Source organism: Ornithinimicrobium tianjinense, from assembly GCF_014636495.1.
GTDB lineage: Bacteria > Actinomycetota > Actinomycetes > Actinomycetales > Dermatophilaceae > Ornithinicoccus > Ornithinicoccus tianjinensis.
In genome coordinates this window covers 1-24250 of sequence record NZ_BMEM01000004.1, presented here as the reverse complement: position 1 = coordinate 24250, position 24250 = coordinate 1, and the positions used below count along the sequence as shown (strand labels likewise).

General features: G+C 68.9%; 38 protein-coding genes. All 38 read left to right on the top strand.

Translation table 11 applies throughout. The annotated features are described in order from the left end of the window. Positions 1-37: 37 nt before the first annotated feature. On the top strand, positions 38-1231 hold the full coding sequence (gene tuf / locus IEV65_RS11715; protein WP_188431012.1) for an elongation factor Tu: 1194 nt from the start codon (positions 38-40) through the stop codon (positions 1229-1231). 116 nt (positions 1232-1347) lie between these two features. Beyond that, positions 1348-1935 carry a YceI family protein gene (locus IEV65_RS11710; protein WP_188431011.1) on the top strand — a complete coding sequence of 196 codons (588 nt, stop codon included), beginning with the start codon at positions 1348-1350 and terminating at the stop codon, positions 1933-1935. A 407-nt stretch (positions 1936-2342) separates the two neighbouring features. After that, positions 2343-2651 (top strand): 30S ribosomal protein S10, encoded by a 309-nt coding sequence (gene rpsJ, locus IEV65_RS11705; RefSeq protein ID WP_006946210.1) that lies wholly within the window; start codon positions 2343-2345, stop codon positions 2649-2651. A 13-nt stretch (positions 2652-2664) separates the two neighbouring features. Further along, positions 2665-3321, top strand: coding sequence for a 50S ribosomal protein L3 (gene rplC / locus IEV65_RS11700; RefSeq protein ID WP_188431009.1), 657 nt, complete (start codon positions 2665-2667; stop codon positions 3319-3321). A gap of 7 nt (positions 3322-3328) precedes the next feature. Continuing rightward, on the top strand, positions 3329-3991 hold the full coding sequence (gene rplD / locus IEV65_RS11695) for a 50S ribosomal protein L4, sunset domain variant (RefSeq protein ID WP_188431007.1): 663 nt from the start codon (positions 3329-3331) through the stop codon (positions 3989-3991). After that, the gene (gene rplW, locus IEV65_RS11690; RefSeq protein ID WP_188431005.1) at positions 3988-4290 is read left to right on the top strand and encodes a 50S ribosomal protein L23; all 303 of its coding nucleotides are present in this window, start codon (positions 3988-3990) and stop codon (positions 4288-4290) included. The genes rplD and rplW overlap by 4 nt, the downstream gene beginning before the upstream one ends. A 39-nt stretch (positions 4291-4329) precedes the next feature. Beyond that, positions 4330-5166, top strand: a complete 837-nt coding sequence (rplB, locus tag IEV65_RS11685; protein ID WP_188431002.1) for a 50S ribosomal protein L2 — start codon at positions 4330-4332, stop codon at positions 5164-5166. An 18-nt stretch (positions 5167-5184) separates the two neighbouring features. Further along, positions 5185-5466 (top strand): 30S ribosomal protein S19, encoded by a 282-nt coding sequence (gene rpsS / locus IEV65_RS11680; RefSeq protein WP_188431000.1) that lies wholly within the window; start codon positions 5185-5187, stop codon positions 5464-5466. A 29-nt stretch (positions 5467-5495) separates the two neighbouring features. Beyond that, positions 5496-5873, top strand: coding sequence for a 50S ribosomal protein L22 (gene rplV / locus IEV65_RS11675; protein ID WP_188431573.1), 378 nt, complete (start codon positions 5496-5498; stop codon positions 5871-5873). Further along, a complete protein-coding gene (rpsC, locus tag IEV65_RS11670) occupies positions 5873-6709 on the top strand; it encodes a 30S ribosomal protein S3 (RefSeq protein ID WP_188430998.1) in 837 nt (278 codons plus the stop codon). The genes rplV and rpsC overlap by 1 nt, the downstream gene beginning before the upstream one ends. Then, the gene (gene rplP, locus IEV65_RS11665) at positions 6709-7128 is read left to right on the top strand and encodes a 50S ribosomal protein L16 (RefSeq protein ID WP_188430996.1); all 420 of its coding nucleotides are present in this window, start codon (positions 6709-6711) and stop codon (positions 7126-7128) included. Before rpsC ends, rplP begins: the two co-directional genes overlap by 1 nt. Then, a complete protein-coding gene (gene rpmC, locus IEV65_RS11660; protein ID WP_188430994.1) occupies positions 7128-7379 on the top strand; it encodes a 50S ribosomal protein L29 in 252 nt (83 codons plus the stop codon). The genes rplP and rpmC overlap by 1 nt, the downstream gene beginning before the upstream one ends. A gap of 2 nt (positions 7380-7381) precedes the next feature. After that, the gene (gene rpsQ, locus IEV65_RS11655; protein ID WP_308642578.1) at positions 7382-7717 is read left to right on the top strand and encodes a 30S ribosomal protein S17; all 336 of its coding nucleotides are present in this window, start codon (positions 7382-7384) and stop codon (positions 7715-7717) included. Positions 7718-7856: 139 nt separating this feature from the next. Then, positions 7857-8225, top strand: coding sequence for a 50S ribosomal protein L14 (rplN, locus tag IEV65_RS11650; protein WP_188430992.1), 369 nt, complete (start codon positions 7857-7859; stop codon positions 8223-8225). A 3-nt stretch (positions 8226-8228) separates the two neighbouring features. Continuing rightward, complete coding sequence (gene rplX / locus IEV65_RS11645) at positions 8229-8582, top strand: 50S ribosomal protein L24 (RefSeq protein WP_188430990.1); 354 nt, start codon at positions 8229-8231, stop codon at positions 8580-8582. Positions 8583-8584: 2 nt separating this feature from the next. Continuing rightward, entirely contained in the window at positions 8585-9172 is a 588-nt protein-coding gene (rplE, locus tag IEV65_RS11640) for a 50S ribosomal protein L5 (protein WP_229735223.1), read from the top strand. Between the two features lies 1 nt (position 9173). Then, entirely contained in the window at positions 9174-9359 is a 186-nt protein-coding gene (locus IEV65_RS11635) for a type Z 30S ribosomal protein S14 (protein WP_097188190.1), read from the top strand. A gap of 111 nt (positions 9360-9470) precedes the next feature. Then, positions 9471-9869 carry a 30S ribosomal protein S8 gene (gene rpsH / locus IEV65_RS11630; RefSeq protein ID WP_188430988.1) on the top strand — a complete coding sequence of 133 codons (399 nt, stop codon included), beginning with the start codon at positions 9471-9473 and terminating at the stop codon, positions 9867-9869. Between the two features lie 31 nt (positions 9870-9900). After that, positions 9901-10440: a 50S ribosomal protein L6 gene (gene rplF, locus IEV65_RS11625; RefSeq protein WP_188430987.1), complete on the top strand. Its 540-nt coding sequence runs from the start codon at positions 9901-9903 to the stop codon at positions 10438-10440. A gap of 3 nt (positions 10441-10443) precedes the next feature. After that, positions 10444-10818: a 50S ribosomal protein L18 gene (gene rplR, locus IEV65_RS11620; protein ID WP_308642577.1), complete on the top strand. Its 375-nt coding sequence runs from the start codon at positions 10444-10446 to the stop codon at positions 10816-10818. Between the two features lie 31 nt (positions 10819-10849). Next, positions 10850-11506, top strand: a complete 657-nt coding sequence (gene rpsE, locus IEV65_RS11615) for a 30S ribosomal protein S5 (RefSeq protein ID WP_188430986.1) — start codon at positions 10850-10852, stop codon at positions 11504-11506. Further along, complete coding sequence (rpmD, locus tag IEV65_RS11610) at positions 11506-11688, top strand: 50S ribosomal protein L30 (RefSeq protein ID WP_141819243.1); 183 nt, start codon at positions 11506-11508, stop codon at positions 11686-11688. Before rpsE ends, rpmD begins: the two co-directional genes overlap by 1 nt. A 2-nt stretch (positions 11689-11690) precedes the next feature. After that, the gene (rplO, locus tag IEV65_RS11605) at positions 11691-12170 is read left to right on the top strand and encodes a 50S ribosomal protein L15 (protein WP_229735222.1); all 480 of its coding nucleotides are present in this window, start codon (positions 11691-11693) and stop codon (positions 12168-12170) included. A gap of 177 nt (positions 12171-12347) precedes the next feature. Then, the gene (secY, locus tag IEV65_RS11600; RefSeq protein ID WP_188430985.1) at positions 12348-13673 is read left to right on the top strand and encodes a preprotein translocase subunit SecY; all 1326 of its coding nucleotides are present in this window, start codon (positions 12348-12350) and stop codon (positions 13671-13673) included. Next, positions 13673-14266: an adenylate kinase gene (locus IEV65_RS11595; RefSeq protein ID WP_188430984.1), complete on the top strand. Its 594-nt coding sequence runs from the start codon at positions 13673-13675 to the stop codon at positions 14264-14266. Before secY ends, IEV65_RS11595 begins: the two co-directional genes overlap by 1 nt. A 22-nt stretch (positions 14267-14288) precedes the next feature. Next, a complete protein-coding gene (gene map, locus IEV65_RS11590; protein WP_188430982.1) occupies positions 14289-15158 on the top strand; it encodes a type I methionyl aminopeptidase in 870 nt (289 codons plus the stop codon). 108 nt (positions 15159-15266) lie between these two features. Continuing rightward, positions 15267-15488, top strand: coding sequence for a translation initiation factor IF-1 (gene infA, locus IEV65_RS11585; RefSeq protein ID WP_022925313.1), 222 nt, complete (start codon positions 15267-15269; stop codon positions 15486-15488). Between the two features lie 84 nt (positions 15489-15572). Continuing rightward, complete coding sequence (gene rpmJ / locus IEV65_RS11580; protein WP_006592630.1) at positions 15573-15686, top strand: 50S ribosomal protein L36; 114 nt, start codon at positions 15573-15575, stop codon at positions 15684-15686. 200 nt (positions 15687-15886) lie between these two features. Then, positions 15887-16264 carry a 30S ribosomal protein S13 gene (gene rpsM / locus IEV65_RS11575; RefSeq protein WP_188430980.1) on the top strand — a complete coding sequence of 126 codons (378 nt, stop codon included), beginning with the start codon at positions 15887-15889 and terminating at the stop codon, positions 16262-16264. Positions 16265-16366: 102 nt separating this feature from the next. Next, positions 16367-16771, top strand: a complete 405-nt coding sequence (gene rpsK / locus IEV65_RS11570) for a 30S ribosomal protein S11 (RefSeq protein WP_188430978.1) — start codon at positions 16367-16369, stop codon at positions 16769-16771. A 27-nt stretch (positions 16772-16798) separates the two neighbouring features. Beyond that, a complete protein-coding gene (gene rpsD, locus IEV65_RS11565; protein ID WP_188430976.1) occupies positions 16799-17407 on the top strand; it encodes a 30S ribosomal protein S4 in 609 nt (202 codons plus the stop codon). A gap of 190 nt (positions 17408-17597) precedes the next feature. After that, the gene (locus IEV65_RS11560) at positions 17598-18623 is read left to right on the top strand and encodes a DNA-directed RNA polymerase subunit alpha (protein WP_188430971.1); all 1026 of its coding nucleotides are present in this window, start codon (positions 17598-17600) and stop codon (positions 18621-18623) included. 33 nt (positions 18624-18656) lie between these two features. Beyond that, positions 18657-19433: a 50S ribosomal protein L17, sunset domain variant gene (gene rplQ, locus IEV65_RS11555; protein WP_188430970.1), complete on the top strand. Its 777-nt coding sequence runs from the start codon at positions 18657-18659 to the stop codon at positions 19431-19433. Between the two features lie 89 nt (positions 19434-19522). Beyond that, positions 19523-20383: a tRNA pseudouridine(38-40) synthase TruA gene (gene truA / locus IEV65_RS11550; protein ID WP_188430969.1), complete on the top strand. Its 861-nt coding sequence runs from the start codon at positions 19523-19525 to the stop codon at positions 20381-20383. Positions 20384-20392: 9 nt separating this feature from the next. Beyond that, positions 20393-21364 (top strand): zinc-binding dehydrogenase, encoded by a 972-nt coding sequence (locus tag IEV65_RS11545; RefSeq protein ID WP_188430968.1) that lies wholly within the window; start codon positions 20393-20395, stop codon positions 21362-21364. 118 nt (positions 21365-21482) lie between these two features. Then, positions 21483-22319, top strand: a complete 837-nt coding sequence (locus tag IEV65_RS11540) for an amino acid ABC transporter substrate-binding protein (protein ID WP_188430966.1) — start codon at positions 21483-21485, stop codon at positions 22317-22319. Between the two features lie 10 nt (positions 22320-22329). Next, complete coding sequence (locus IEV65_RS11535; RefSeq protein ID WP_188431563.1) at positions 22330-22998, top strand: amino acid ABC transporter permease; 669 nt, start codon at positions 22330-22332, stop codon at positions 22996-22998. Next, entirely contained in the window at positions 22985-23854 is an 870-nt protein-coding gene (locus tag IEV65_RS11530) for an amino acid ABC transporter ATP-binding protein (RefSeq protein ID WP_188430964.1), read from the top strand. Before IEV65_RS11535 ends, IEV65_RS11530 begins: the two co-directional genes overlap by 14 nt. Positions 23855-24250 lie beyond the last annotated feature (396 nt).

Here is a 24250-nt window from a genome sequence, read left to right as displayed (position 1 = left end):
GTGACGATCGCAACACACGTCCAACAGGAGGACACCAGTGGCTAAGGCCAAGTTCGAGCGGAGCAAGCCGCACGTCAACATCGGCACCATCGGTCACATCGACCACGGCAAGACCACGCTGACGGCTGCCATCTCCAAGGTGCTGCACGACAAGTACCCGGACCTCAACGAGGCATCGCCGTTCGACTCGATCGACAAGGCGCCCGAGGAGCGTCAGCGCGGTATCACCATCTCCATCGCGCACATCGAGTACCAGACCGAGAAGCGTCACTACGCGCACGTCGACTGCCCGGGTCACGCCGACTACGTCAAGAACATGATCACGGGTGCGGCGCAGATGGACGGGGCCATCCTCGTGGTCGCCGCGACCGACGGCCCCATGCCGCAGACGAAGGAGCACGTCCTCCTGGCCCGCCAGGTCGGCGTCCCCTACATCGTCGTGGCCCTCAACAAGGCCGACATGGTCGACGACGAGGAGATCATGGAGCTCGTCGAGATGGAGGTCCGCGAGCTGCTGTCCTCCTACGAGTTCCCGGGCGACGACCTGCCGGTCGTGCGCGTCTCCGCGCTGAAGGCCCTCGAGGGTGACCCGGAGTGGGCCAAGACCGTCCTCGAGCTCATGGACACCGTGGACGAGTACATCCCGGAGCCCGAGCGCGACCTCGACAAGCCGTTCATGATGCCCGTCGAGGACGTCTTCACGATCACCGGTCGTGGCACCGTCGTCACCGGTCGTATCGAGCGCGGCATCCTCAAGGTCAACGAGGAGGTCGAGATCGTCGGTATCCGCGAGCAGTCCTCCAAGACCACCGTCACCGGCATCGAGATGTTCCGCAAGCTCCTCGACGAGGGTCGTGCGGGTGAGAACGTCGGTCTGCTCCTCCGCGGCACCAAGCGTGAGGACGTCGAGCGCGGCCAGGTCATCGTCAAGCCGGGCTCGATCACCCCGCACACCGAGTTCGAGGCTCAGGCCTACATCCTGTCCAAGGACGAGGGTGGCCGTCACACCCCGTTCTACGACAACTACCGCCCGCAGTTCTACTTCCGTACCACGGACGTGACCGGCGTCGTGCACCTCCCCGAGGGCACCGAGATGGTCATGCCGGGCGACAACACCGACATGCGCGTCGAGCTGATCCAGCCCATCGCCATGGAGGACGGCCTCATGTTCAACATCCGTGAGGGCGGCCGCACCGTCGGCGCCGGCCGGGTCACCAAGATCCTCAAGTGATCTGACCTCTCACGGTCTGCAGCGGGCCCCGTCACCCTTCCGGGTGGCGGGGCCCGCTGCCGTCGGGCCCGCGTGCCGACTGGGTGGTATGCCGTTCCGGCAGGTAACGTCTGCCTATGACTTCTTTTGACCGGTCCACCAGTGGTGAGTGGCACTTCGACCCCGCGCACACCCGGGTGGGCTTCTCGGCCCGGCATGCCATGGTGACCACGGTGCGCGGCACCTTCAAGGAGGTCGCGGGCACCATCCACGTCGATGCCGACGACGTCTCGCGTTCCAGGGTCGAGGTCGTGATCCAGGCGGCCAGCGTCGACACCTACAACGAGCAGCGCGACGAGCACCTGCGCAGCGTCGACTTCTTCGACGTCGAGACCTACCCGGAGATCCGCTTCGTCTCCACCACGGTGGACGAGGTCGAGGAGAACAACTTCATGGTCGTGGGGGACCTGTCCATCCGCGACGTCACCAAGCAGGTGGCGATCCCGATCGAGCTGCTCGGCATCCAGCGCGACCCCATGGGCAACCTGCGGGCCGGTTTCGAGGCCACCCGGCGGCTCAACCGCCGCGAGTTCGGCCTGCACTGGAACATGCCGCTGGACAAGGGTGGCGTGCTGGTCTCGGAAAAGGTCACCCTCGAGTTCGAGATCTCCGCGATCAAGGTCGAGGGCGCGGGCGAGGCGCCCGCGGAGGCCGGCGAGGGCTGAGCCCTCGTCGGGGGAGAGGCGGGGGCAGAGGGCCGGACCGGGACGCGTGAGTGGGACAAGGACGTCCCGATCACCGGACCGAGGGGGCCCGAGCACGGATTTGGGTGCTCGGCAGGTTCATGGCACACTAGACAGGTTGCTTGACGCGTGGCGTGCACCCATGTGCTCTCCACCGCCCGTCCGGCACGCGCCGACGACCGACGAGTCCCTCGTCCGGTCAGAGCGCGGGCGACGGCAGCGCAAGCCCCGGTCACGACCGGGACCTGACACCAGCCCGATGCAGAAATGCTGACACGGGCGCAACCCGCAGGGCGTGCGACACGCCCGAGCGCGGGGGTCGGTGAAGGGCCCGGGAGCGACCGGCCTTCGAATGTTCAGCAGTACGACGAGAGAGAGTCAGACAAGCGATGGCGGGACAGAAGATCCGCATCCGGCTGAAGTCTTATGACCACGAGGTCATCGACAGCTCGGCGCGCAAGATCGTTGACACGGTGACCCGTGCCGGTGCGACCGTGGTCGGCCCGGTGCCGCTGCCGACGGAGAAGAACGTCTTCTGCGTCATCCGGTCGCCCCACAAGTACAAGGACAGCCGCGAGCACTTCGAGATGCGCACGCACAAGCGCCTCATCGACATCGTCGACCCGACCCCCAAGGCGGTCGACTCGTTGATGCGTCTCGACCTGCCGGCGGACGTCAACATCGAGATCAAGCTGTAAGGACCAATCACCAATGACTGCCATCACCACGCGCAGCGTCAAGGGTGTCCTCGGCGAGAAGCTCGGCATGACCCAGGTCTGGGACGCTGACAACCGCCTGATCCCCGTGACTGTGATCCAGGCTGCCCCGAACGTCGTGACCCAGGTCCGCAACGCCGAGACCGACGGGTACGACGCCGTGCAGATCGCCTTCGGCGCGATCGACCCGCGCAAGGTCACCAAGCCGCTCAAGGGCCACTTCGAGAAGGCCGGCGTGACGCCGCGCCGTCACCTCGTCGAGCTCCGCACCGCCGACGCCGCCGACTACTCGCTCGGCCAGGAGGTCACCGTCGAGACCTTCGAGGCCGGCCAGAAGGTCGACATCACCGGCACCACCAAGGGCAAGGGCTTCGCCGGTGTCATGAAGCGTCACGGCTTCGCCGGTGTCTCCGCCTCCCACGGTGCGCACCGCAACCACCGCAAGCCGGGCTCGATCGGTGGCTGCGCCACCCCGGGTCGCGTCTTCAAGGGCCTGCGCATGGCCGGCCGCATGGGTGGCGTGCGCCAGACCACCTCGAACCTGACCATCCACGCCGTGGACGCGGACAAGGGCCTGCTGCTGGTCAAGGGCGCCGTGCCCGGCGCCCGCGGCGGCGTCGTCCTGGTCCGCACGGCCGCGAAGGGGGCGTGAGCACCTCATGACGACCGTCACCATCACCAACCCGACCGGCGGCGACGCCGGCACGGTGGAGCTGCCCGCCGAGCTGTTCGACGTGCAGACCAACGTGCCGCTGATCCACCAGGTCGTCGTGGCGCAGCTTGCTGCCGCCCGCCAGGGCACCCACGCCACCAAGACCCGCGGCGACGTCCGCGGCGGTGGCCGCAAGCCCTACCGCCAGAAGGGCACCGGTCGCGCCCGTCAGGGCTCGACCCGCGCGCCGCAGTTCGCCGGCGGTGGCACCGTCCACGGTCCGCAGCCGCGTGACTACTCGCAGCGCACCCCCAAGAAGATGAAGGCCGCCGCCCTGCGCGGCGCTCTCTCCGACCGGGCGCGCCACGGCCGCATCCACGTGCTGTCCTCCCTGGTGGAGGGCGACGCCCCGTCCACCAAGTCGGCCGCCGGTGCGCTGGCCGGTCTGACCGAGCGCCCCAACCTGCTCGTCGTCCTGGACCGCGCCGACGACCTGGGTCTGCGCAGCGTGCGCAACCTCGCCGAGGTGCACGTCCTGTTCGTCGACCAGCTCAACACCTACGACGTGCTGTGCGCCGACGACGTGGTCTTCACGCAGGCCGCGCTGGACGCCTTCGTGTCGGGTGCCGCCAAGGGCGCGACCGCCACCACCGAGGAGGAGTCCAAGTGAGCACCCCCGTCGTGAACAAGGACCCGCGCGACATCCTGCTGGCGCCGGTCGTCTCCGAGAAGTCGTACGCGCTGCTGGACCAGGGCAAGTACACCTTCATCGTGGACCCGCGCGCGAACAAGTCCGAGATCAAGAAGGCCGTGGAGAGCATCTTCGGCGTCAAGGTGAGCTCGGTGCACACGCTCAACCGCCAGGGCAAGACCCGTCGCACGCGGTTCGGCCTGGGCAAGCGCAAGGACACCAAGCGCGCGATCGTCACGCTGCGCGAAGGCACCATCGACATCTTCGGCACGCTCTGAGCTGCCGCGAGTCGAGACGAGAGTTAGAGGAATTCACCAATGGCTATCCGCAAGTACAAGCCGACGACGCCTGGTCGCCGTGGCTCGAGCGTGGCCGACTTCGTCGAGGTGACCCGCAGCACCCCCGAGAAGTCGCTGGTCAAGCCGCTGTCCAAGACCGGTGGTCGTAACGCGACCGGCCGCATCACGACCCGCCACATCGGTGGCGGTCACAAGCGCGCCTACCGCGTCATCGACTTCCGTCGCCACGACAAGGACGGCGTCAACGCCAAGGTCGCGCACATCGAGTACGACCCCAACCGCACCGCCCGCATCGCGCTGCTCCACTACACGGACGGCGAGAAGCGCTACATCATCGCGCCGAACAAGCTCAAGCAGGGCGACGTCATCGAGAACGGTCCGTCGGCCGACATCAAGCCGGGCAACAACCTGCCGCTGCGCAACATCCCGGTCGGTACGGTCGTCCACTGCATCGAGCTGCGCCCCGGTGGCGGCGCCAAGATCGCCCGCTCCGCCGGCACCCGCGTCCAGCTGGTCGCCAAGGAGGGCTCGATGGCCCAGCTCCGGATGCCCTCCGGCGAGATCCGCAACGTCGACGCGCGCTGCCGCGCCACCGTCGGCGAGGTCGGCAACGCCGAGCAGAGCAACATCAACTGGGGCAAGGCCGGTCGTATGCGGTGGAAGGGCAAGCGCCCGACCGTCCGCGGTGTCGTGATGAACCCGGTCGACCACCCGCACGGTGGTGGTGAGGGTAAGACCTCCGGTGGCCGTCACCCGGTCAGCCCGTGGGGCCAGCCCGAGGGCCGCACCCGTAAGCCCAACAAGCCGAGCGACAAGCTCATCGTGCGCCGTCGCCGTACCGGCAAGAAGCGCTGAGCAGGGAGTTAACGAGACATGCCTCGCAGCCTGAAGAAGGGCCCGTTCGTCGACGACCACCTGGCCAAGAAGGTGGACGCGCAGAACGAGGCCGGCACGAAGAACGTCATCAAGACCTGGTCCCGCCGGTCGATGATCACCCCCGAGATGCTCGGCCACACCCTGGCCGTGCACGACGGTCGCAAGCACGTCCCGGTCTTCGTGACCGAGTCGATGGTCGGCCACAAGCTCGGTGAGTTCTCTCCGACCCGCACGTTCAAGGGTCACGAGAAGGACGACAAGAAGGGTCGCCGCCGGTGAGCACGACCACCACCAACGAAGGAAGCACCATGGAAGCCAAGGCGCAGGCGCGGTTCGTCCGCGTCACGCCCATGAAGGCGCGTCGTGTGGTCGACATCATCCGGGGCAAGAGCGTCCCGGAGGCCGTCGCCCTCATGCGCTTCGCGCCCCAGGCGGCCAGCGAGCCCGTGCTGAAGGTGCTGAACAGCGCCGTGGCCAACGCTCGTTTCGAGGCCGACAAGACCGGGCAGGCCTTCGACGAGGCCGAGCTGTACGTCTCCGCCGCCTTCGTCGACGAGGGCCCGACCATGAAGCGGTTCCGGCCGCGCGCCCAGGGCCGCGCCAGCCGCATCAACAAGCGCACCTCGCACATCACCGTGCTGGTCGCTCCTCGTCCCCGTTCTACCGCCAAGGGAGGTACCCGCTGATGGGGCAGAAGATCAACCCGAACGGCTACCGCCTGGGCATCACGACCGACCACCGCAGCCGTTGGTTCGCCGACTCGACCAAGCCGGGTCAGCGCTACCGCGACTACGTCAAGGAGGATGTGGCGATCCGCAACCTCCTGGCCGAGGGCATGGACCGCGCCGGCATCTCCCGCGTGGAGATCGAGCGCACCCGTGACCGGGTCCGCGTCGACATCCACACCGCGCGTCCGGGCATCGTCATCGGCCGCCGCGGCGCCGAGGCCGACCGCATCCGCGGTGAGCTCGAGAAGCTCACGGGCAAGCAGGTCCAGCTGAACATCCTCGAGGTCAAGAACCCCGAGATCGACGCTCAGCTGGTCGCCCAGGGCATCGCCGAGCAGCTCGCCGCCCGCGTCACCTTCCGTCGCGCGATGCGCAAGGGTATGCAGTCCGCCCTCCGCGCCGGTGCCAAGGGCATCCGGATCCAGTGCTCCGGTCGTCTCGGCGGCGCCGAGATGTCCCGCTCGGAGTTCTACCGCGAGGGTCGCGTCCCGCTGCACACGCTGCGCGCGAACATCGACTACGGCTTCTACGAGGCCAAGACGACCTTCGGCCGCATCGGCGTCAAGGTCTGGATCTACAAGGGCGACCTGACCGCGAAGGAGCTCGCTCGCGAGGAGGCCTCGCAGGCCCCGCGCGGCGACCGTCGCGGCGGCCGCTCCGACCGTGGCCCGCGCGGTGACCGTCGCGGTGACCGCCGTGGCGCGCGTCGTGACGACGCGCCCGCCGCGGTGGAGTCCGCAGAGTCCGCTCCCGTCGAGGCCGCCCCCGCCACCACCGAGGGAGAGCAGTCCTGATGTTGATTCCCCGTCGCGTCAAGCACCGCAAGCAGCACCACCCGGGCCGCAGCGGTCGCAGCAAGGGCGGCACCGCGATCGCGTTCGGCGACTACGGCATCCAGGCTCTGGAGCCGGCCTACGTCACCAACCGCCAGATCGAGTCCGCTCGTATCGCCATGACCCGCTACATCAAGCGTGGTGGAAAGGTGTGGATCAACATCTACCCGGACCGCCCGCTGACGAAGAAGCCGGCCGAGACCCGCATGGGTTCCGGTAAGGGTTCTCCGGAGTGGTGGATCGCCAACGTCAAGCCGGGCCGGGTGCTCTTCGAGCTCTCCGGTGTGTCGGAGGACGTCGCTCGCGAGGCCATGCGCCTGGCGATGCACAAGCTCCCTATGAAGACCCGCTTCGTCACGCGTGAGGGTGGTGACATCTGATGGCAGTCGGTTCCACGAACCTGACCCCCGAGCAGCTGCGCGGGCTGGAGGACGGCCCGCTGGCCGACGCTCTCGCCGAGGCCAAGAAGGAGCTGTTCAACCTGCGGTTCCAGTCGGCCACCGGCCAGCTCGAGAACCACGGCCGCCTGCGCGCGGTCCGCAAGGACATCGCGCGCATCTACACCGAGATGCGCGAGCGTGAGCTCGGCATCGGCCGTGAGGCCACCACGACGACCGAGAAGGTGGGCTGAGGATGAGCGAGAACACCACGAACACCGAGGCCGCGACCGTCGAGGGCGCGCACACCCCGGACGAGCACGCGCTGGGTCACGGCGGTGACCGCAACTACCGCAAGGCCCGTCAGGGCTACGTGGTCAGCGACAAGATGGACAAGACGGTCACCGTCCTGGTCGAGGACCGTGTGAAGCACGCCCTCTACGGCAAGGTCCTGCGCAAGAGCCACAAGGTCAAGGCGCACGACGAGGGCAACGTCGCCGGCATCGGTGACCGCGTGCTCATCATGGAGACCCGTCCGCTGAGCGCCACCAAGCGCTGGCGGGTCGTGGAGATCCTCGAGAAGGCCAAGTAGGCCGTCGCTCGGGGGGCCCTGGCCCCCCGAGCACCCCCAGGGGCCTGCGCCCCGCAGAACTAGTCATCCACAACGTTCGGCAAGGCTCGTCGCCACCTCACAGGTGCGGCGAGAACCGGCCGGCAGAGGAGAACGAACAGTGATCCAGCAGGAGTCGCGACTTCGTGTCGCCGACAACACCGGGGCCAAGGAGCTCCTGTGCATCCGCGTGCTCGGTGGTTCCGGCCGCCGCTACGCGGGCATCGGGGACACCATCGTGGCCGCCGTCAAGGACGCGATCCCCGGCGGCAACGTCAAGAAGGGCGATGTCGTCAAGGCTGTCGTCGTGCGGACGCGCAAGGAGCGCCGTCGTCCCGACGGTTCCTACATCCGTTTCGACGAGAACGCCGCGGTGATCCTCAAGAACGACGGTGACCCCCGTGGCACCCGCATCTTCGGCCCGGTCGGCCGCGAGCTGCGCGACAAGAAGTTCATGAAGATCGTCTCGCTGGCGCCGGAGGTGATCTGAGCCATGGCGAAGATGAAGATCAAGAAGAACGACCTCGTGCAGGTCATCGCGGGCAAGGACAAGGGCCTCCAGGGCCGCGTCATCGCCGTCTACACCGAGACCCAGCGGGTCCTGGTCGAGGGCGTCAACCGCATCACCAAGCACACCCGGGCCGGTGGCCAGCGCGGTGTCAACACCGGTGGCATCCAGGTCCAGGAGGCTCCCATCCACGTCTCCAACGTGATGGTGGTCGACCCCGAGACCAAGAAGCCGACCCGCGTGAAGACCCGCACCGAGGAGGTCGAGCGCGGTGACGGCTCGGGGCGGACCACGACGGTGCGCACCCGCGTCGCGGTGCGCTCGGGTAAGGACCTGTGAGCATGACCGAGACCATCAACGAGACCGAGACCGTGGCTGCCCGCCCGGCTCCCCGCCTCAAGCAGCGCTACGCCGCCGAGATCAAGCCGGCCCTGACGCAGGAGTTCGGCTACGCCAACCCCATGCAGGTGCCGGGCCTGGTCAAGATCACCGTCAACATGGGTGTCGGTGAGGCCGCGCGCGACAGCAAGCTCATCGAGGGCGCGATCCGCGACCTGGCCACCATCACCGGCCAGAAGCCGCAGGTCACCAAGGCCCGCAAGTCGATCGCCCAGTTCAAGCTGCGCGAGGGCATGCCGATCGGCGCCCACGTGACGCTGCGCGGGGACCGCATGTGGGAGTTCCTCGACCGCCTGCTCTCCCTCGCGCTGCCGCGCATCAGGGACTTCCGTGGTCTGTCGCCCAAGCAGTTCGACGGCCGTGGCAACTACACCTTCGGTCTCACGGAGCAGTCGATGTTCCATGAGATCGACCAGGACAAGATCGACCGCGTCCGCGGGATGGACATCACGGTCGTCACCACCGCCACCAACGACGACGAGGGCCGGGCGCTGCTGAAGCACCTGGGCTTCCCGTTCAAGGAGAACTGACATGGCGAAGACCGCTCTCGTCAACAAGGCCAACCGCAAGCCGAAGTTCGCCGTGCGCGCCTACACCCGCTGCCAGCGGTGCGGCCGCCCGCACTCGGTCTACCGCAAGTTCGGCCTGTGCCGGATCTGCCTGCGCGAGATGGCGCACCGCGGCGAGCTGCCCGGCGTGACCAAGTCCAGCTGGTAATCCCAGCAGATCCGACCAGAAACAACCAACCTGGAACATCGAAGGTCGCGCCGGCTCACGGCATACCGCTGAGCTCGCGTGAAACCGCGATGAGAAAGGGCATGAAGCCCCATGACCATGACCGACCCGATCGCGGACATGCTGACCCGCATCCGGAACGCCAACTCGGCGCACAAGGACCAGGTCCGCATGCCGTACTCCAAGCTCAAGGCGAACATCGCCGACATCCTCAAGGCTGAGGGCTACATCGGCTCCTGGACCGCCGAGGACGCCGAGGTGGGCCAGACGCTCGTCATCGACCTCAAGTACGGCCCCAACCGGGAGCGTTCCATCGCCGGTGTGCGCCGTGTCTCCAAGCCCGGCCTGCGCGTGTACGCCAAGTCGACCAACCTGCCCCGGGTGCTCGGTGGCCTGGGCGTGGCGATCATCTCCACGTCCAACGGCCTGCTCACCGACCGTCAGGCTGCAGAGAAGGGCGTGGGTGGGGAAGTCCTCGCCTACGTCTGGTGACCTGAGGCACTAGGTAAGGAGAGCAGAAAACATGTCTCGTATCGGACGACTCCCCGTCACCGTGCCCTCTGGTGTCGACGTCACCATCGACGGCTCCAACGTCACCGTCAAGGGCCCGAAGGGTCAGCTCGCGCTGGCCGTCGTCGAGCCCATCGCGGTCGACCGCGCCGAGGACGGCACCCTGCAGGTGACCCGGCCCAACGACGAGCGCGACTCCCGCGCCCGCCACGGCCTGACCCGCAGCCTTCTCGCCAACATGGTGGAGGGTGTGACCAACGGCTACACCAAGAAGCTCGAGATCCACGGCACCGGTTACCGCGTGACCGCCAAGGGCAGCGACCTCGAGTTCGCCCTGGGCTACTCGCACCCGATCCTCATCAAGGCCCCGGAGGGCATCACCTTCCAGGTCGAGAACCCCACCCGGTTCTCGGTCACGGGCATCGACAAGCAGCTGGTCGGCGAGGTCGCTGCCAACATCCGTAAGCTGCGCAAGCCCGACCCGTACAAGGGCAAGGGTGTGCGCTACGAGGGTGAGCACATCCGCCGCAAGGTCGGAAAGGCTGGTAAGTAAGCCATGGCACAGATCATCAAGCGCGCCAAGAGCAAGCAGGCCGCCCGCGGCCGTCGCCACGAGCGCCTGCGCAAGAAGGTCACCGGGACGGCCGAGCGGCCGCGCCTGGTCGTCAACCGCTCCTCGCGCCACGTCTTCGTCCAGCTGGTCGACGACACCCAGAGCACCACGCTGGCCTCCGCCTCCACCATGGAGGCCGACCTGCGCGCGCTCGACGGTGACAAGACCGCCAAGGCCCGCCGCGTCGGCGAGCTGCTGGCCGAGCGGGCCAAGGCTGCCGGCGTCGAGACCGCGGTGTTCGACCGTGGTGGCAACCGGTATGCCGGTCGCGTCGCCGCGATCGCGGACGGCGCCCGCGAGGCAGGCCTGTCCCTGTGATGACCCCGAAGAACGGAAAGAGGATCCACTGATGGCTGGTGACTTCCAGCGCCGCGGCTCCGGTGACAGCTCCGGAGACTCCCGCGACAACCGTCGGGGCAACCGCGACAACCGTGACCGCGACAACCGCCGCCAGGGCGGTCGTGACGAGGAGCGCTCGCAGTACCTCGAGCGCGTCGTGACGATCAACCGCGTGGCCAAGGTCGTCAAGGGTGGCCGCCGCTTCAGCTTCACCGCGCTCGTCGTGGTGGGCGACGGCGACGGCACCGTGGGCGTCGGCTACGGCAAGGCCAAGGAGGTGCCGGCGGCGATCTCCAAGGGTGTCGAGGAGGCGAAGAAGAACTTCTTCCGCGTCCCCCGCATCGGCGGCACCATCCCGCACCCGGTCCAGGGTGAGGACGCCGCCGGCGTCGTCATGCTCAAGCCGGCCAGCGCCGGTACCGGTGTCATCGCCGGTGGCCCGGTGCGCGCCGTGCTCGAGTGCGCCGGCATCCACGACGTGCTGAGCAAGTCGCTCGGCTCGGACAACTCGATCAACATCGTGCACGCGGCCGTCGCGGCGCTCAAGGGTCTGGAGCAGCCGGAGGCTGTCGCCGCCCGCCGTGGCAAGTCCGTCGAGGACGTCGCTCCCGCCGCCATGCTGCGGGCCCGCGCCGAGGCGCGTGCCGAGGCGAAGGCAGGTGCGTGATGGCCCGTCTGAAGGTGACCCAGGTGAAGTCCACCGTCGGGACCAAGCACATGCACCGTGAGACGGTGCGCAGCCTGGGCCTGAAGCGGATCGGCGACACCGTCATCAAGGAGGACCGCCCGGAGTTCCGTGGCATGGTCCGCACGGTCGCCCACCTGGTGACCGTCGAGGAGGTTGACTGACCATGGCTGACAGCAGCGCCAAGATCGAGAAGCACGGCTCCGCCGCGCTGAAGGTCCACCACCTGCGTCCCGCCCCGGGAGCCAAGACCGCCAAGACCCGCGTGGGTCGCGGTGAGGGCTCCAAGGGTAAGAGCGCCGGTCGCGGCACCAAGGGCACCAAGGCCCGCTACCAGGTGCCGGAGACCTTCGAGGGTGGCCAGACCCCGATGCACATGCGGCTTCCCAAGCTGCGTGGCTTCAAGAACCCGTTCAAGACCACCTACCAGGTCGTGAACCTCGACCAGCTCTCGTCCCTGTTCCCGCAGGGTGGCACCGTCTCGGTCGCCGACCTCGTGGCCAAGGGCGCGGTCCGCAAGGGCCAGCCGGTCAAGGTGCTCGGCAACGGTGAGATCTCGGTCAAGGTCGACGTCACCGCCAGCAAGTTCTCGGCCTCCGCCAAGGAGAAGATCGAGGCTGCGGGCGGGTCCGTCACCGAGGCCTGACCGACCAGGTCCGACCGGTATGCCGTTGGGCCCCGGCTCGTCATCGACGAGCCGGGGCCCTGCGTCATTCATCCCACCGTCCACCCGGGTGTTATCGTCGCTACGACTATGCCCGATCCCTCCCCTTGCGGCGGCGCTGACGCGCCCGGCCCGGCAGGGGCCCTCAGGAGGACCTGAATGCTTTCCGCCTTCGTGCGCGCGTTCAAGACGCCGGACCTTCGCAAGAAGATCCTCTTCACGCTCGCGATCATGGCGCTCTACCGTCTGGGGACGCACGTCCCCAGCCCGGGCATCGACTACTCCCTCGTCCAGCAGTGCCAGCAGGCCGCGACGGCTGCCGGCAGCGTCCTGGGGATGGCCAACCTCTTCTCCGGCGGCGCGATGATGCAGCTGTCGGTCTTCGCGCTCGGCATCATGCCCTACATCACCGCGGCGATCATCGTCCAGCTGCTGACCGTGGTGATCCCGCGCTTCGAGGCTCTCAAGAAGGAGGGCCAGGCCGGTCAGACGAAGATGACGCAGTACACCCGCTACCTGACGATCGGCCTCGCGGTGCTGCAGGCCTCCACGCTCGTGACGATCGCGCGGGACCCCGCCCGGCTCTTCGGCGGCGCCTGCGCGACGGTCATGCCGGACGACAGCGTGCCCGCGCTCCTGCTCATGGTGCTGACCATGACCGCCGGCACCGGCCTGATCATGTGGCTGGGCGAGCTCATCACCGAGAAGGGGATCGGCAACGGCATGTCGCTGCTGATCTTCGTCTCGATCGCGGCCAGCTTCCCGGCCGCCTTCGGCGCCATCTACCAGCAGTCCGCCACCACCTTCGTGATGGTGATGATCCTGGGCCTGGCGATCGTGGCCGCCGTCGTCTACGTCGAGCAGTGCCAGCGCCGTATCCCGGTGCAGTACGCCAAGCGGATGATCGGGCGCCGTCAGTACGGCGGGACCTCGACCTACATCCCGCTCAAGCTCAACATGGCCAACGTCATCCCGATCATCTTCGCCAGCTCGATCCTGATGCTGCCCCAGCTGGCCGCGAACTTCTCCCGGCCCACGGACCCGAGCCAGCCGGCCCCGGACTGGGTGACCTTCGTCGACCGCTACCTGTCGATGGGCTTCTCGGGCCAGGGGACTCACTGGGCGTACATGCTGATCTACATGGCGATGCTCATCTTCTTCACGTTCTTCTACGTGTCCGTGACCTTCAACCCCACCGAGGTGGCGGACAACATGAAGCGCTACGGCGGGTTCATCCCGGGGATCCGGGCCGGTCGCCCGACGGCCGAGTACCTCAACTACGTGATCAACCGCATCACGACCCCCGGCGCGCTCTACCTGGCCGCGCTGGCGCTCATGCCGCTGATCGCGTTCAACGCCCTGCGCATCGCCGACTTCCCGCTCGGTGGCGCCTCGATCCTCATCATCGTCGGGGTCGGTCTGCAGACCGTCAAGCAGATCGAGTCCCAGCTCCAGCAGCACGACTACGAAGGGTTCCTCCGCTGATGCGCCTCATCATGCTCGGTCCGCCCGGTGCCGGTAAGGGCACCCAGGCGGCGCTCGTCTCCGCCGCCCACGGCGTCCCCGCCATCTCCACCGGCGACATCTTCCGCGCCAACATCAAGAACGAGACGCCCCTCGGCCTGCAGGTCAAGGAGATCACGGCGTCCGGGGGCTACGTCCCCGACGAGATCACCAACGCGATCGTGCGTGACCGGCTGGCCCAGGAGGACGCCGCTCACGGGTTCCTCCTCGACGGCTACCCCCGCACCACGGGCCAGGTCGCCGCGCTCGACGAGATGCTGGCCGAGGCCGGCCACGCCCTCGACGCGGTCGTGGAGCTGACGGTCGACACCGACGAGGTCGTCGGGCGGCTCCTCGCGCGAGCCGTGGAGCAGGGCCGGGCGGACGACACCGAGGAGGTCATCCGCGAGCGGATGCGCCTCTACGCCGAGGAGACCGCGCCGCTGGCCGCGGTCTACCGCGAGCGTGGCCTGCTGCACCGGGTCGACGGTATGGGCTCGGTCGAGGAGGTCACGGGTCGGATCGAGCAGGTGCTCGGCCGGGTCCGCGACGCCGCCTCGGCCACCGACGCCTGACCGGCGCGCGAGCGGCATACCCATGTCGATGTTCCGGCGCAAGAACCGGATCGAGGCCAAGACCGAGGCCCAGCTGCTCCTGATGCGCAGGGCCGGCCTCGTCGTGGCCGACACCCTGGCCCGGTCGGCTGAGCGCGCGGTCGCCGGGCTGACGACCCGCGAGCTGGACGCTGCGGCCGAGGCGGACATCCGCGCGGTGGGTGCGGTGCCCAGCTTCCTGGGCTACCACGGCTTCACCGGCAGCCTGTGCATCTCGGTGAACGACGAGGTCGTGCACGGGATGCCGGGGGACCGGGTGCTCCAGGACGGGGACCTGGTCTCCATCGACTGCGGAGCGATCGTGGAGGGCTGGCACAGCGACGCGGCCCTGACGGTGGTCGTCGGAGGGCGTGACCAGGGCTCGGCGGCCGACCTGGCCCTCATGGACGACACCGAGACATCGCTGTGGGACGGCATCGCCGCGCTCCGGGCCGGCGGTCGCCTGTATGCCGTCGGCGACGCGGTCGAGGCGTCCATCGACGCGGCCCTCGAGCGCAGGCGGGGGGAGGGGAGCGTGCAGGAGTACGGCATCCTCGAGGACTTCGTGGGCCACGGCATCGGCCGAGAGATGCACATGGACCCGCAGGTGCCCAACTACGCGGTCACCTCGACCGGCCCGACCGTCCCCTCGGGGGCGACGTTCGCCGTGGAGCCGATGGTCACCCTGGGCACGATCGCCACCCGCACGCTCGCCGACGACTGGACGGTCGTCACGACCGACGGCAGCCGGGCCGCGCACTGGGAGCACACGGTCGCGGTGACCGACGCCGGCCTGTGGGTGCTGTCCGCCCACGACGGCGGTGCCGCGCAGCTGGCCGCCCGCGGCGTGCCGTTCGCGCCCCTCGCTGACTGACGGCTGGCCGTCCGGGGACGGATTGGCCTTCGGGGTTGCCATTCCCGTACGATGGTGTGTCGGCCCCCGTGGGCCGACAGCAGTGTAGTCACGCGAAAAGTGGAGGACATGGCGAAGAAGGACGGCGTCATTGAGATCGAGGGCACGGTTGTGGAGGCCCTCCCGAACGCGAACTTCCGGGTCGAGCTGACCAACGGTCACGTTGTGCTGGCTCACATCTCCGGGAAGATGCGTCAGCACTACATCCGGATCCTCCCCGAGGACCGGGTGGTCGTGGAGCTCAGCCCGTACGACCTGACTCGCGGACGCATCGTCTTCCGCTACCGCTGACGACGGACCCCGACCCCGACGCCGGGGGAGGGGCCTGACTCTGCACGCACCCACATCAGATCACTTCCCGAAAGCAGGCAGGCCATGAAGGTTCAGCCGAGCGTGAAGAAGATCTGCGACAAGTGCAAGGTGATCCGCCGCAACGGGCGGGTCATGGTCATCTGCGAGAACCTGCGCCACAAGCAGCGCCAGGGCTGAGCAGAGAGCCGACCGAGCACGCGTCGCAGCTTCGCGACAGCTAGCACAACTTCATACGACGAACAGCAGCACCCGACCCCCGTCGACACGGGACGTCACCCCCGGCCGCGAGAGCTGGGGACCGCGGGCACGAGCCCACCACAGAGGATGCGGACCGGTGCTGCCACCACACTCTCGCTCGACAACAGGAGCACTGCCACATGGCACGACTCATCGGTGTCGACCTGCCGCGCGACAAGCGCGTCGAGGTCGCTCTCACCTACATCTTCGGCGTGGGTCGCACCCGCGCCGTCCAGACGCTGGAGGCCACGGGGGTCGACCCGTCCACCCGCGTCAAGGACCTGACGGAGGACCAGCTGGTCGCCCTGCGCGACCACCTCGAGGGCAGCTACCGCCTCGAGGGTGACCTTCGCCGTGAGGTGGCCGCCGACATCCGCCGCAAGGTCGAGATCGGCAGCTACCAGGGCCTGCGGCACCGCCGCGGCCTCCCGGTGCACGGTCAGCGCACGAAGACCAACGCGCGCACGCGCAAGGGTCCCAAGCGCACGGTCGCCGGCAAGAAGAAGGCCGGCAAGTAGTCAGTCGGGGCTCCGCCCCGACCACCCCGCTGGGGCTTCGCCCCAGACCCCGGACCAGAGCCGGGGAGGGAACCCAGACTTGATCTTCCATCAGGAGAAGTAATGCCCCCCAAGAGCCGTCAGGCTGGCGCCCGCAAGGTGCGCCGCAAGGAGAAGAAGAACGTCGCCTTCGGGCAGGCTCACATCAAGAGCACGTTCAGCAACACCATCATCTCGATCACCGACCCCACCGGTGCCGTCATCGCCTGGTCCTCCTCGGGCCAGGTCGGGTTCAAGGGCTCGCGCAAGTCGACGCCCTACGCCGCGCAGATGGCCGCCGAGGCCGCTGCCCGTCGTGCGATGGACCACGGCATGAAGAAGGTCGACGTCTTCGTCAAGGGCCCGGGCTCGGGTCGCGAGACGGCGATCCGTTCGCTGACCGCCGCGGGCCTCGAGGTCGGTGCGATCTCCGACGTGACGCCCCAGGCGCACAACGGCGTCCGCCCGCCCAAGAAGCGTCGTAACTGAGCACCGGAAGGAACTAGGTAGAGAATCATGGCCCGTTACACCGGACCCATCACCAAGAAGTCCCGCCGGCTCAAGGTCGACCTCGTCGGCGGCGACAAGAACTTCGACCTGCGTCCGTTCCCCCCGGGGCAGCACGGCCGTCGCCGCTCGCAGGAGAAGGAGTACCTGACCCAGCTGCAGGAGAAGCAGAAGGCGCGCTTCACCTACGGCGTCATGGAGAAGCAGTTCCGTCGCTACTACGCCGAGGCGGCGCGCCGCCCCGGCAAGACCGGCGCGAACCTGCTCATCATCCTCGAGTCCCGCCTGGACAACGTCATCTACCGCGCCGGTCTGGCCCGCACCCGTCGGGCCGCCCGCCAGCTGGTGACGCACGGCCACTTCCTGGTCAACGGCCAGCGCGTGGACGTCCCGTCCTACCGGGTCGAGCAGTACGACATCATCGAGGTCCGCCCGCAGTCGGTGGAGACCTTCCCGATCCAGCTCGCTCGCGAGACGTTCGGCGACCGCCCGGTCCCGGCCTGGATGAAGGTCATCCCCGGCTCCCTGAAGATCCTGATCCACCAGCTGCCGACGCGTGAGCAGATCGACACGATCCTCACCGAGCAGCTGATCGTCGAGCTGTACTCGAAGAACTGATCGGTGGGGGCTCTGCCCCCGCACCCCCGACAGACGGGGAGCTCGATGCGCTCGCGCTCCCCGTCTGTCCCGGGGAAACCCAGGCTCGCTTCGCTGGCCGGTTTCCCCGGGGCCCGCACCGTGGACAGAGACGGTCGGGTGTCCCGACGAGGCGTCATATAGCGGTCGCCCGTGGAAAGGAAGCATCACCGTGCTCATCGCACAGCGTCCCACCCTGTCCGAGCAGGTCGTCTCCGACAGCCGCTCCCGGTTCGTCATCGAGCCGCTGGAGCCCGGCTTCGGCTACACCCTCGGCAACTCCCTGCGCCGGACCCTGCTGTCCAGCATCCCCGGCGCCTCGCTGACCAGCATCCGCATCGACGGCGTGCTGCACGAGTTCTCCACGATCCCCGGGGTCAAGGAGGACGTCACCGAGATCATCCTCAACCTCAAGAGCCTCGTCGTCTCCAGCGAGCACGACGAGCCTGTGGTGATGTACCTGCGCAAGCAGGGCTCCGGCGCGGTCACCGCCGCCGACATCGCCCCGCCGGCCGGCGTGGAGATCCACAACCCGGACCTGCACCTGGCGACCCTCAACGACGCCGGCAAGATCGAGATGGAGATGACGGTCGAGCGTGGCCGTGGCTACGTCTCCGCCGCGCAGAACAAGTCCGGTGACCAGGAGATCGGTCGGATCCCGGTCGACTCCATCTACTCCCCGGTCCTGGCCGTGACCTACAAGGTCGAGGCCACCCGTGTCGAGCAGCGCACCGACTTCGACCGCCTCGTCGTCGACGTCGAGACCAAGTCGTCCATGGCCCCGCGCGACGCGCTGGCCTCGGCCGGCCGCACGCTCGTCGAGCTCTTCGGCCTGGCCCGTGAGCTCAACGTCGAGGCCGAGGGCATCGAGATCGGCCCGGCGGCCGGCGACGGCGCGCTCGCGTCCGACCTGGCGCTGCCGATCGAGGAGCTCGACCTGACCGTCCGGTCCTACAACTGCCTCAAGCGCGAGGGCATCCACACGGTGGGTGAGCTCGTCGGCCGCAGCGAGGCGGACCTGCTCGACATCCGCAACTTCGGTGCGAAGTCCATCGACGAGGTCAAGGACAAGCTCGAGGAGATGGGTCTGGCCCTCAAGGACAGCCCGCCCGGGTTCGAGGGCGCCTCGGCCTCCTTCGACGAGGAGACCTACGACGACGAGGGCGACGCCGCCTTCGTCGAGGACGAGCAGTACTGATCCCCACCAGCCTTATCGCCTAAGGAGTAACCCATGCCTGCACCGAAGAAGGGCCCGCGCCTCGGCGGCGGTCCGGCGCACGAGCGCCTGATCCTGTCCAACCTGGCGACCGCGCTGTTCGAGCACGACCGCATCACCACCACCGAGGCCAAGGCCAAGCGCCTGCGTCCGCTCGCCGAGCGCCTGGTCACCTTCGCCAAGCGCGGTGACCTGCACAACCGCCGCAAGGTCCTGGCCATCGTCCGGGACAAGGGTGTCGTGCACCGCCTGTTCACCGAGATCGCTCCCGACATGGCCGAGCGCCAGGGCGGCTACACCCGCATCACCAAGATCGCGCCGCGCAAGGGTGACAACGCCCCCATGGCCGTGATCGAGCTGGTGCGCGAGGCCGTCGCGAAGAAGGCCGTCGTCACCCAGGCCGAGGGCGCCACCAAGCGTGCCGCCAAGGACGCCGCGAAGGCCGAGGCCGCCGTGGCTCCCGCCGAGCTGGTCGAGGTCAACGAGACCGCTGCCGAGGACACCACCGAGGCCGCGACGGTCTCCGCCGGTGCTGACGACGCCCGTGACTTCGGGCCCGACAGCCACGCGGCGACCGAGGACGGCTCGGCGCCCGAGGGCTTCGACGTCAAGGGCAACGCTGACTCGATGAAGTACCACGTCCCCGGCTCCCGCTGGTACGACCAGACGCTCGCCGAGGTCTGGTTCCGGTCCGCGGAGGCCGCCGAGGCGGCCGGCTTCGAGCCCGCCGGCGGCGCTGCCGCCCAGGGCGTGGACGCCGGTGCCGACCTGGGCACCGCCGAGGACAACTGAGGCAGCTGCGGCATACCGCACCTGACCTGACCAGGACCGCTCACCCCACCGGGGTGGGCGGTCCTCGTCGTTGCGGGCAAGATGGGTCGGTGCGCATCAGGATCGACCTCGCCTACGACGGCACCGACTTCTCCGGCTGGGCCCGGCAGCCCGGTCTGCGGACCGTGCAGGGCGAGCTGGAGCGGGCTCTGGCCACGGTGCTGCGCACCCCGCCCCCGTCCTTGACCGTGGGGGGTCGCACCGACGCCGGCGTCCACGCGCGCGGTTCGGTCGCTCACCTGGACGTCGACGAGGAGGTATGGCGTTCCGTCCCGGGCCGCTCGGACCGGGAGCCGGGTGATGCGCTCGTCACGCGCCTGCGGGGCGTCCTGCCGCCGGACGTCGTCGTGCGCAGCGCGAGGGTGGTGCCGGACGGCTTCGACGCGCGTTTCTCGGCCCTGCGGCGTCGCTACACCTACCGGCTCGCCGACCGCCCCGAGCGCCTCGACCCGCTGCGTCGGCACGACACGGTGGTGGTGCGCAGACCGCTCGACGCAGCGGCGATGGACGCGGCCGCCTCGAGGCTGGTCGGGCTGCACGACTTCGCGGCCTTCTGCAAGCCGCGCGAGGGTGCGACCACGGTGCGCACGCTGCTGGCCTACCGGTGGGAACGGGACGACGAGGGCATCGTCGTCGGGACCGTGCAGGCCGACGCCTTCTGCCACAGCATGGTGCGGGCGCTCGTGGGCGGGGTCGTGCCGGTGGGGGAGGGCAGGCGAGCCGTCGACTGGCCGGAGGCGGTGCTGCTCGCGGGGGTGCGTGACTCCGGGGTGCAGGTGATGCCGCCGCACGGGCTGTGCCTGGAGGAGATCGTCTACCCGGAGACGGAGACCGCCCTCGCGGAGCGCGCGGCGGGCGCCCGCGCCCTCCGGGTCCTCCCGGCGGAGCCGCCAGGGCAGGCGCAGGGCTAGGGTCGGTCCATGCTCGCCGCCTACGCCGCCCGCTTCGACGCCGACCACCCGCTCACCGCGCTCGAGGTCGATCAGCGGCCGGAGCCCGAGGCGGCCCCGGGCTGGGCCGTGCTGCCGGTCGTGGCCACCGGCCTGAACCACCACGACCTCTGGTCGCTGCGGGGCGTGGGCCTGCGGGCCGAGCAGCTGCCGATGATCCTCGGCTGTGACGCGGTGGCCCGACACCCCGAGCTGGGCGAGGTGGTGGTCTACCCGGTGGTGCCGGGCACGCCGGGCTGGGCCGGGGACACCACGCTCGACCCCCGCCGGTCGCTGCTCTCCGAGCTCCACCAGGGCACGCTCGCCGAGCACGTGACGGTGCCCGAGGGGTCGTGGGTGCCCAAGCCCGAGCACCTGAGCGCCGTGGAGGCCGCCGCGCTGTCGACGGCCTGGCTCACGGCATACCGGATGCTGTTCCGCAACGCGCAGGTGACGCCGGGGGACACGGTCCTGGTGCAGGGCGCCGGCGGGGGAGTCGCGACCGCTCTGGTCCAGCTCGGCGCCGCGGCCGGGCTGCGGGTGTGGGTGACCAGCCGGGACGGACTCAAGCGGGAGCGGGCCGTGGAGCTGGGTGCTGACCGGGCGTTCGAGCCCGGTGCCCGGCTGCCCGAACGGGTCGACGCGGTGCTCGAGAGCGTGGGCGCGGCCACCTGGTCGCACTCGGTCAACGCCCTGCGTCCGGGAGGCACGATCGTCATCTGCGGCGCGACCTCCGGGGACGCGCCTGCCAAGGCGGAGCTGACCAAGATCTTCTTCAAGCAGCTGCGTGTGATCGGCTCCACGATGGGCACCCACGAGGAACTGAGCAAGCTCTGCTCGTTCGTCGCGCGCACCGGGCTGCGCCCGCAGGTGGACAGCGTCTTCGCGCTCTCCGACGCTCGAGAGGCGCTGGAGAAGATGGAGCGCGGTGACGTCGTCGGCAAGATCGGCATCACCGTATGATGGGATCCATAACGTTGACTAGGGAACAGTTCGCGTTCCCACGGCGTTGTCACCCCCTGCATGTTCACGCGCCGCAGCGACACCTGCCTGCGGTCGCCCCGCTCCGAAGGAGAACCACATGACCCGCACCCGGTCTCTCGCCGTCTCGAGCCTGGCCCTGGCCACCGCCCTCACCCTCGCCGCGTGCGGCTCCGGCTCCGGGTCCGGGTCCGCGTCCGGTGACGACACCGCCAGCGGCTCCGCCGCGGCCGGGGCGGACTACGGCCTGCTGGAGGACGGCGTCCTCACGGTCGGCACGGAGGGCACCTACAAGCCCTTCAGCTACCACGAGGGTGCCGGCGGTGACCTGACCGGCTACGACGTGGAGGTCGTGGAGGCGGTCGCGGACAAGCTCGGTCTCGAGGTCGAGTACCAGGAGACCCAGTGGGACGCGATGTTCGCCGGGCTGGACGCGGGTCGCTTCGACGTCATCGCCAACCAGGTGTCCATCAACCCCGAGCGGGAGGCGAAGTACCTCTTCAGCACCCCCTACACCGTCTCGACCGGGGTCGTGGTCGTGGCCGAGGACAACACCGACATCACCTCCGTCGCCGACCTGGAGGGCAAGACCAGCGCCCAGTCGCTGACCAGCAACTGGAAGGACGTCGCCGAGGGTGCCGGTGCCACGGTCGAGGCGATCGAGGGCTGGGCGCAGGCCGTGACGCTGGTCGAGCAGGGGCGCGTGGACGCGACCGTGAACGACGAGCTGACCTTCCTGGACTACCTCAAGACCAACCCGGACGCGCCGATCAAGGTGGCGGCCGAGACCGAGGACAGCTCCAGCAGCGCGTTGACCTTCACCCAGGACAAGGCTGCGCTCGTCGCGGCCGTCGACGAGGCGCTGGCGGAGCTGGCCGCGGACGGCACGCTGGCCGAGCTGGGTGAGAAGTACTTCGGCGCCGACGTCTCCCAGTGACGCGCCGGTGATCGACCCCGAGCTCTGGCAGCTCCTCCAGGACTCCCTCTGGCCGATCGTCCGGGGCGGCCTGGTGGGGACCATCCCGCTGACCGTCATCTCCTTCGTCCTGGGCCTGGTGCTGGCGCTCGGGGTCGCTCTCCTGCGGCTCTCGCGCAACCCTTTCCTGACATGGCTCGCGCGGGCCTACATCTCGGTGATCCGGGGCACGCCGCTGCTCGTCCAGCTCTTCGTGATCTTCTACGGCCTGCCCTCGATCGGCCTGCTCATCGACCCCTGGCCGAGCGCGATCATCGCGTTCTCGCTCAACGTCGGCGGTTACGCGGCGGAGATCATCAGGGCCGCCATCCTGTCGGTCCCGCGCGGACAATGGGAGGCTGCCTACACGATCGGCATGTCGCCCCGCGAGCAGCTCGCGCGGGTGATCCTGCCGCAGGCGGCGCGCGTGTCGGTGCCTCCGCTGTCCAACACCTTCATCTCCCTGGTGAAGGACACGTCGCTGGCCTCGCTCATCCTGGTGACCGAGCTGTTCCGGGAGGCGCAGAAGATCGCCGCCTTCAGCCAGGAGTTCCTGTGGCTCTACACCGAGGCCGCGGTCGTCTACTGGGGGTTCTGCACGGTGCTCGCCCTCGGCCAGGACCGTCTCGAGAGGAGGCTGGACCGGTATGTCGCGCACTGACCAGTCGCGTAGCGACGTCCCCGAGGAGGCCGCGCCCGGCGAGGTGCTGCTGTCCGCCCGAGGGCTGCGCAAGAGCTTCGGGGACCTGGAGGTCCTCCGCGCCATCGACCTCGAGGTGCGCCGGGGGCAGGTGATCTGCCTCATCGGCCCGAGCGGGTCGGGCAAGACCACCGTGCTCCGCTCGCTCAACGGGCTGGAGACACCGGACGGTGGGACCTTGTCCTTCGCGGGCGGCCCGAGCCTCGACTTCTCGCGCCCCGTGTCCCGACGCCAGCGCTCGGCGCTCCGCGACCGGTCGGCCATGGTCTTCCAGCACCACAACCTCTTTCCCCACCGCACGGTCATCCAGAACGTCCTCGAGGGGCCGGTCCAGGTCCAGAAGACCCCGAGGGCGCGCGCGGTCGAGCAGGCGGAGACGCTGCTGGAGCGGGTCGGGCTGCTCGACAAGCGCGACGTCTACCCGTTCCAGCTGTCCGGTGGGCAGCAGCAGCGCGTCGGCATCGTCCGTGCGCTCGCCCTGCGCCCGAGCCTGCTCCTCTTCGACGAGCCCACCTCTGCGCTCGATCCTGAGCTGGTGGGGGAGGTGCTGACCGTCATCAAGGAGCTGGCCGACGAGGGATGGACCATGGTGGTCGTCACCCACGAGCTGAGCTTTGCCCGCGCCGTCGCCGACGAGGTGCTGTTCATGGACGGCGGAGTGGTCGTCGAACGTGCCGCACCCGCAGAGATGTTCAGCCGGCCCCGCCACGCGCGCACCCGCCAGTTCCTGGAGCGGATCCTGGACCCGCTGCACCAGGGCACGGGCTCGGGGACCGCGCACGACGGCGCGGATGAGCGGACGGACGGGCCCGCTTAGGCCCCTGACCTGCGCGGATGCCCGGGTCGCGCAGCGAATTTGTCTTCGTCGGGAAGGTAGGTGTAGAGTTTTACCTCGCCGCAGACGCGAGAGCGGCATGCAGCACAGCCCCCGAGGTTCACCCCGCGAGACTGATCAGATCCACGGATTTGGACGGCAGGGAGGAACTGAGATAGGCTAGCGAAGTTGCCTGACGCGAGAGCGGCGGGTGACGAATGGCCGATCGGCTCACCTCCACAGCTCCTCCGGAACACGGATTTGGAGAGTGCGGAGCAGCTGAGATAGGCTAGAGAGGTTGCCCCGGACGGGAAGCCACCACTTGGTGAGCGGCTCGGCGGTGTGCGTCCGATCCTTGAGAACTCAACAGCGTGTCAGTTTATTGATGCCAAGTTTTTG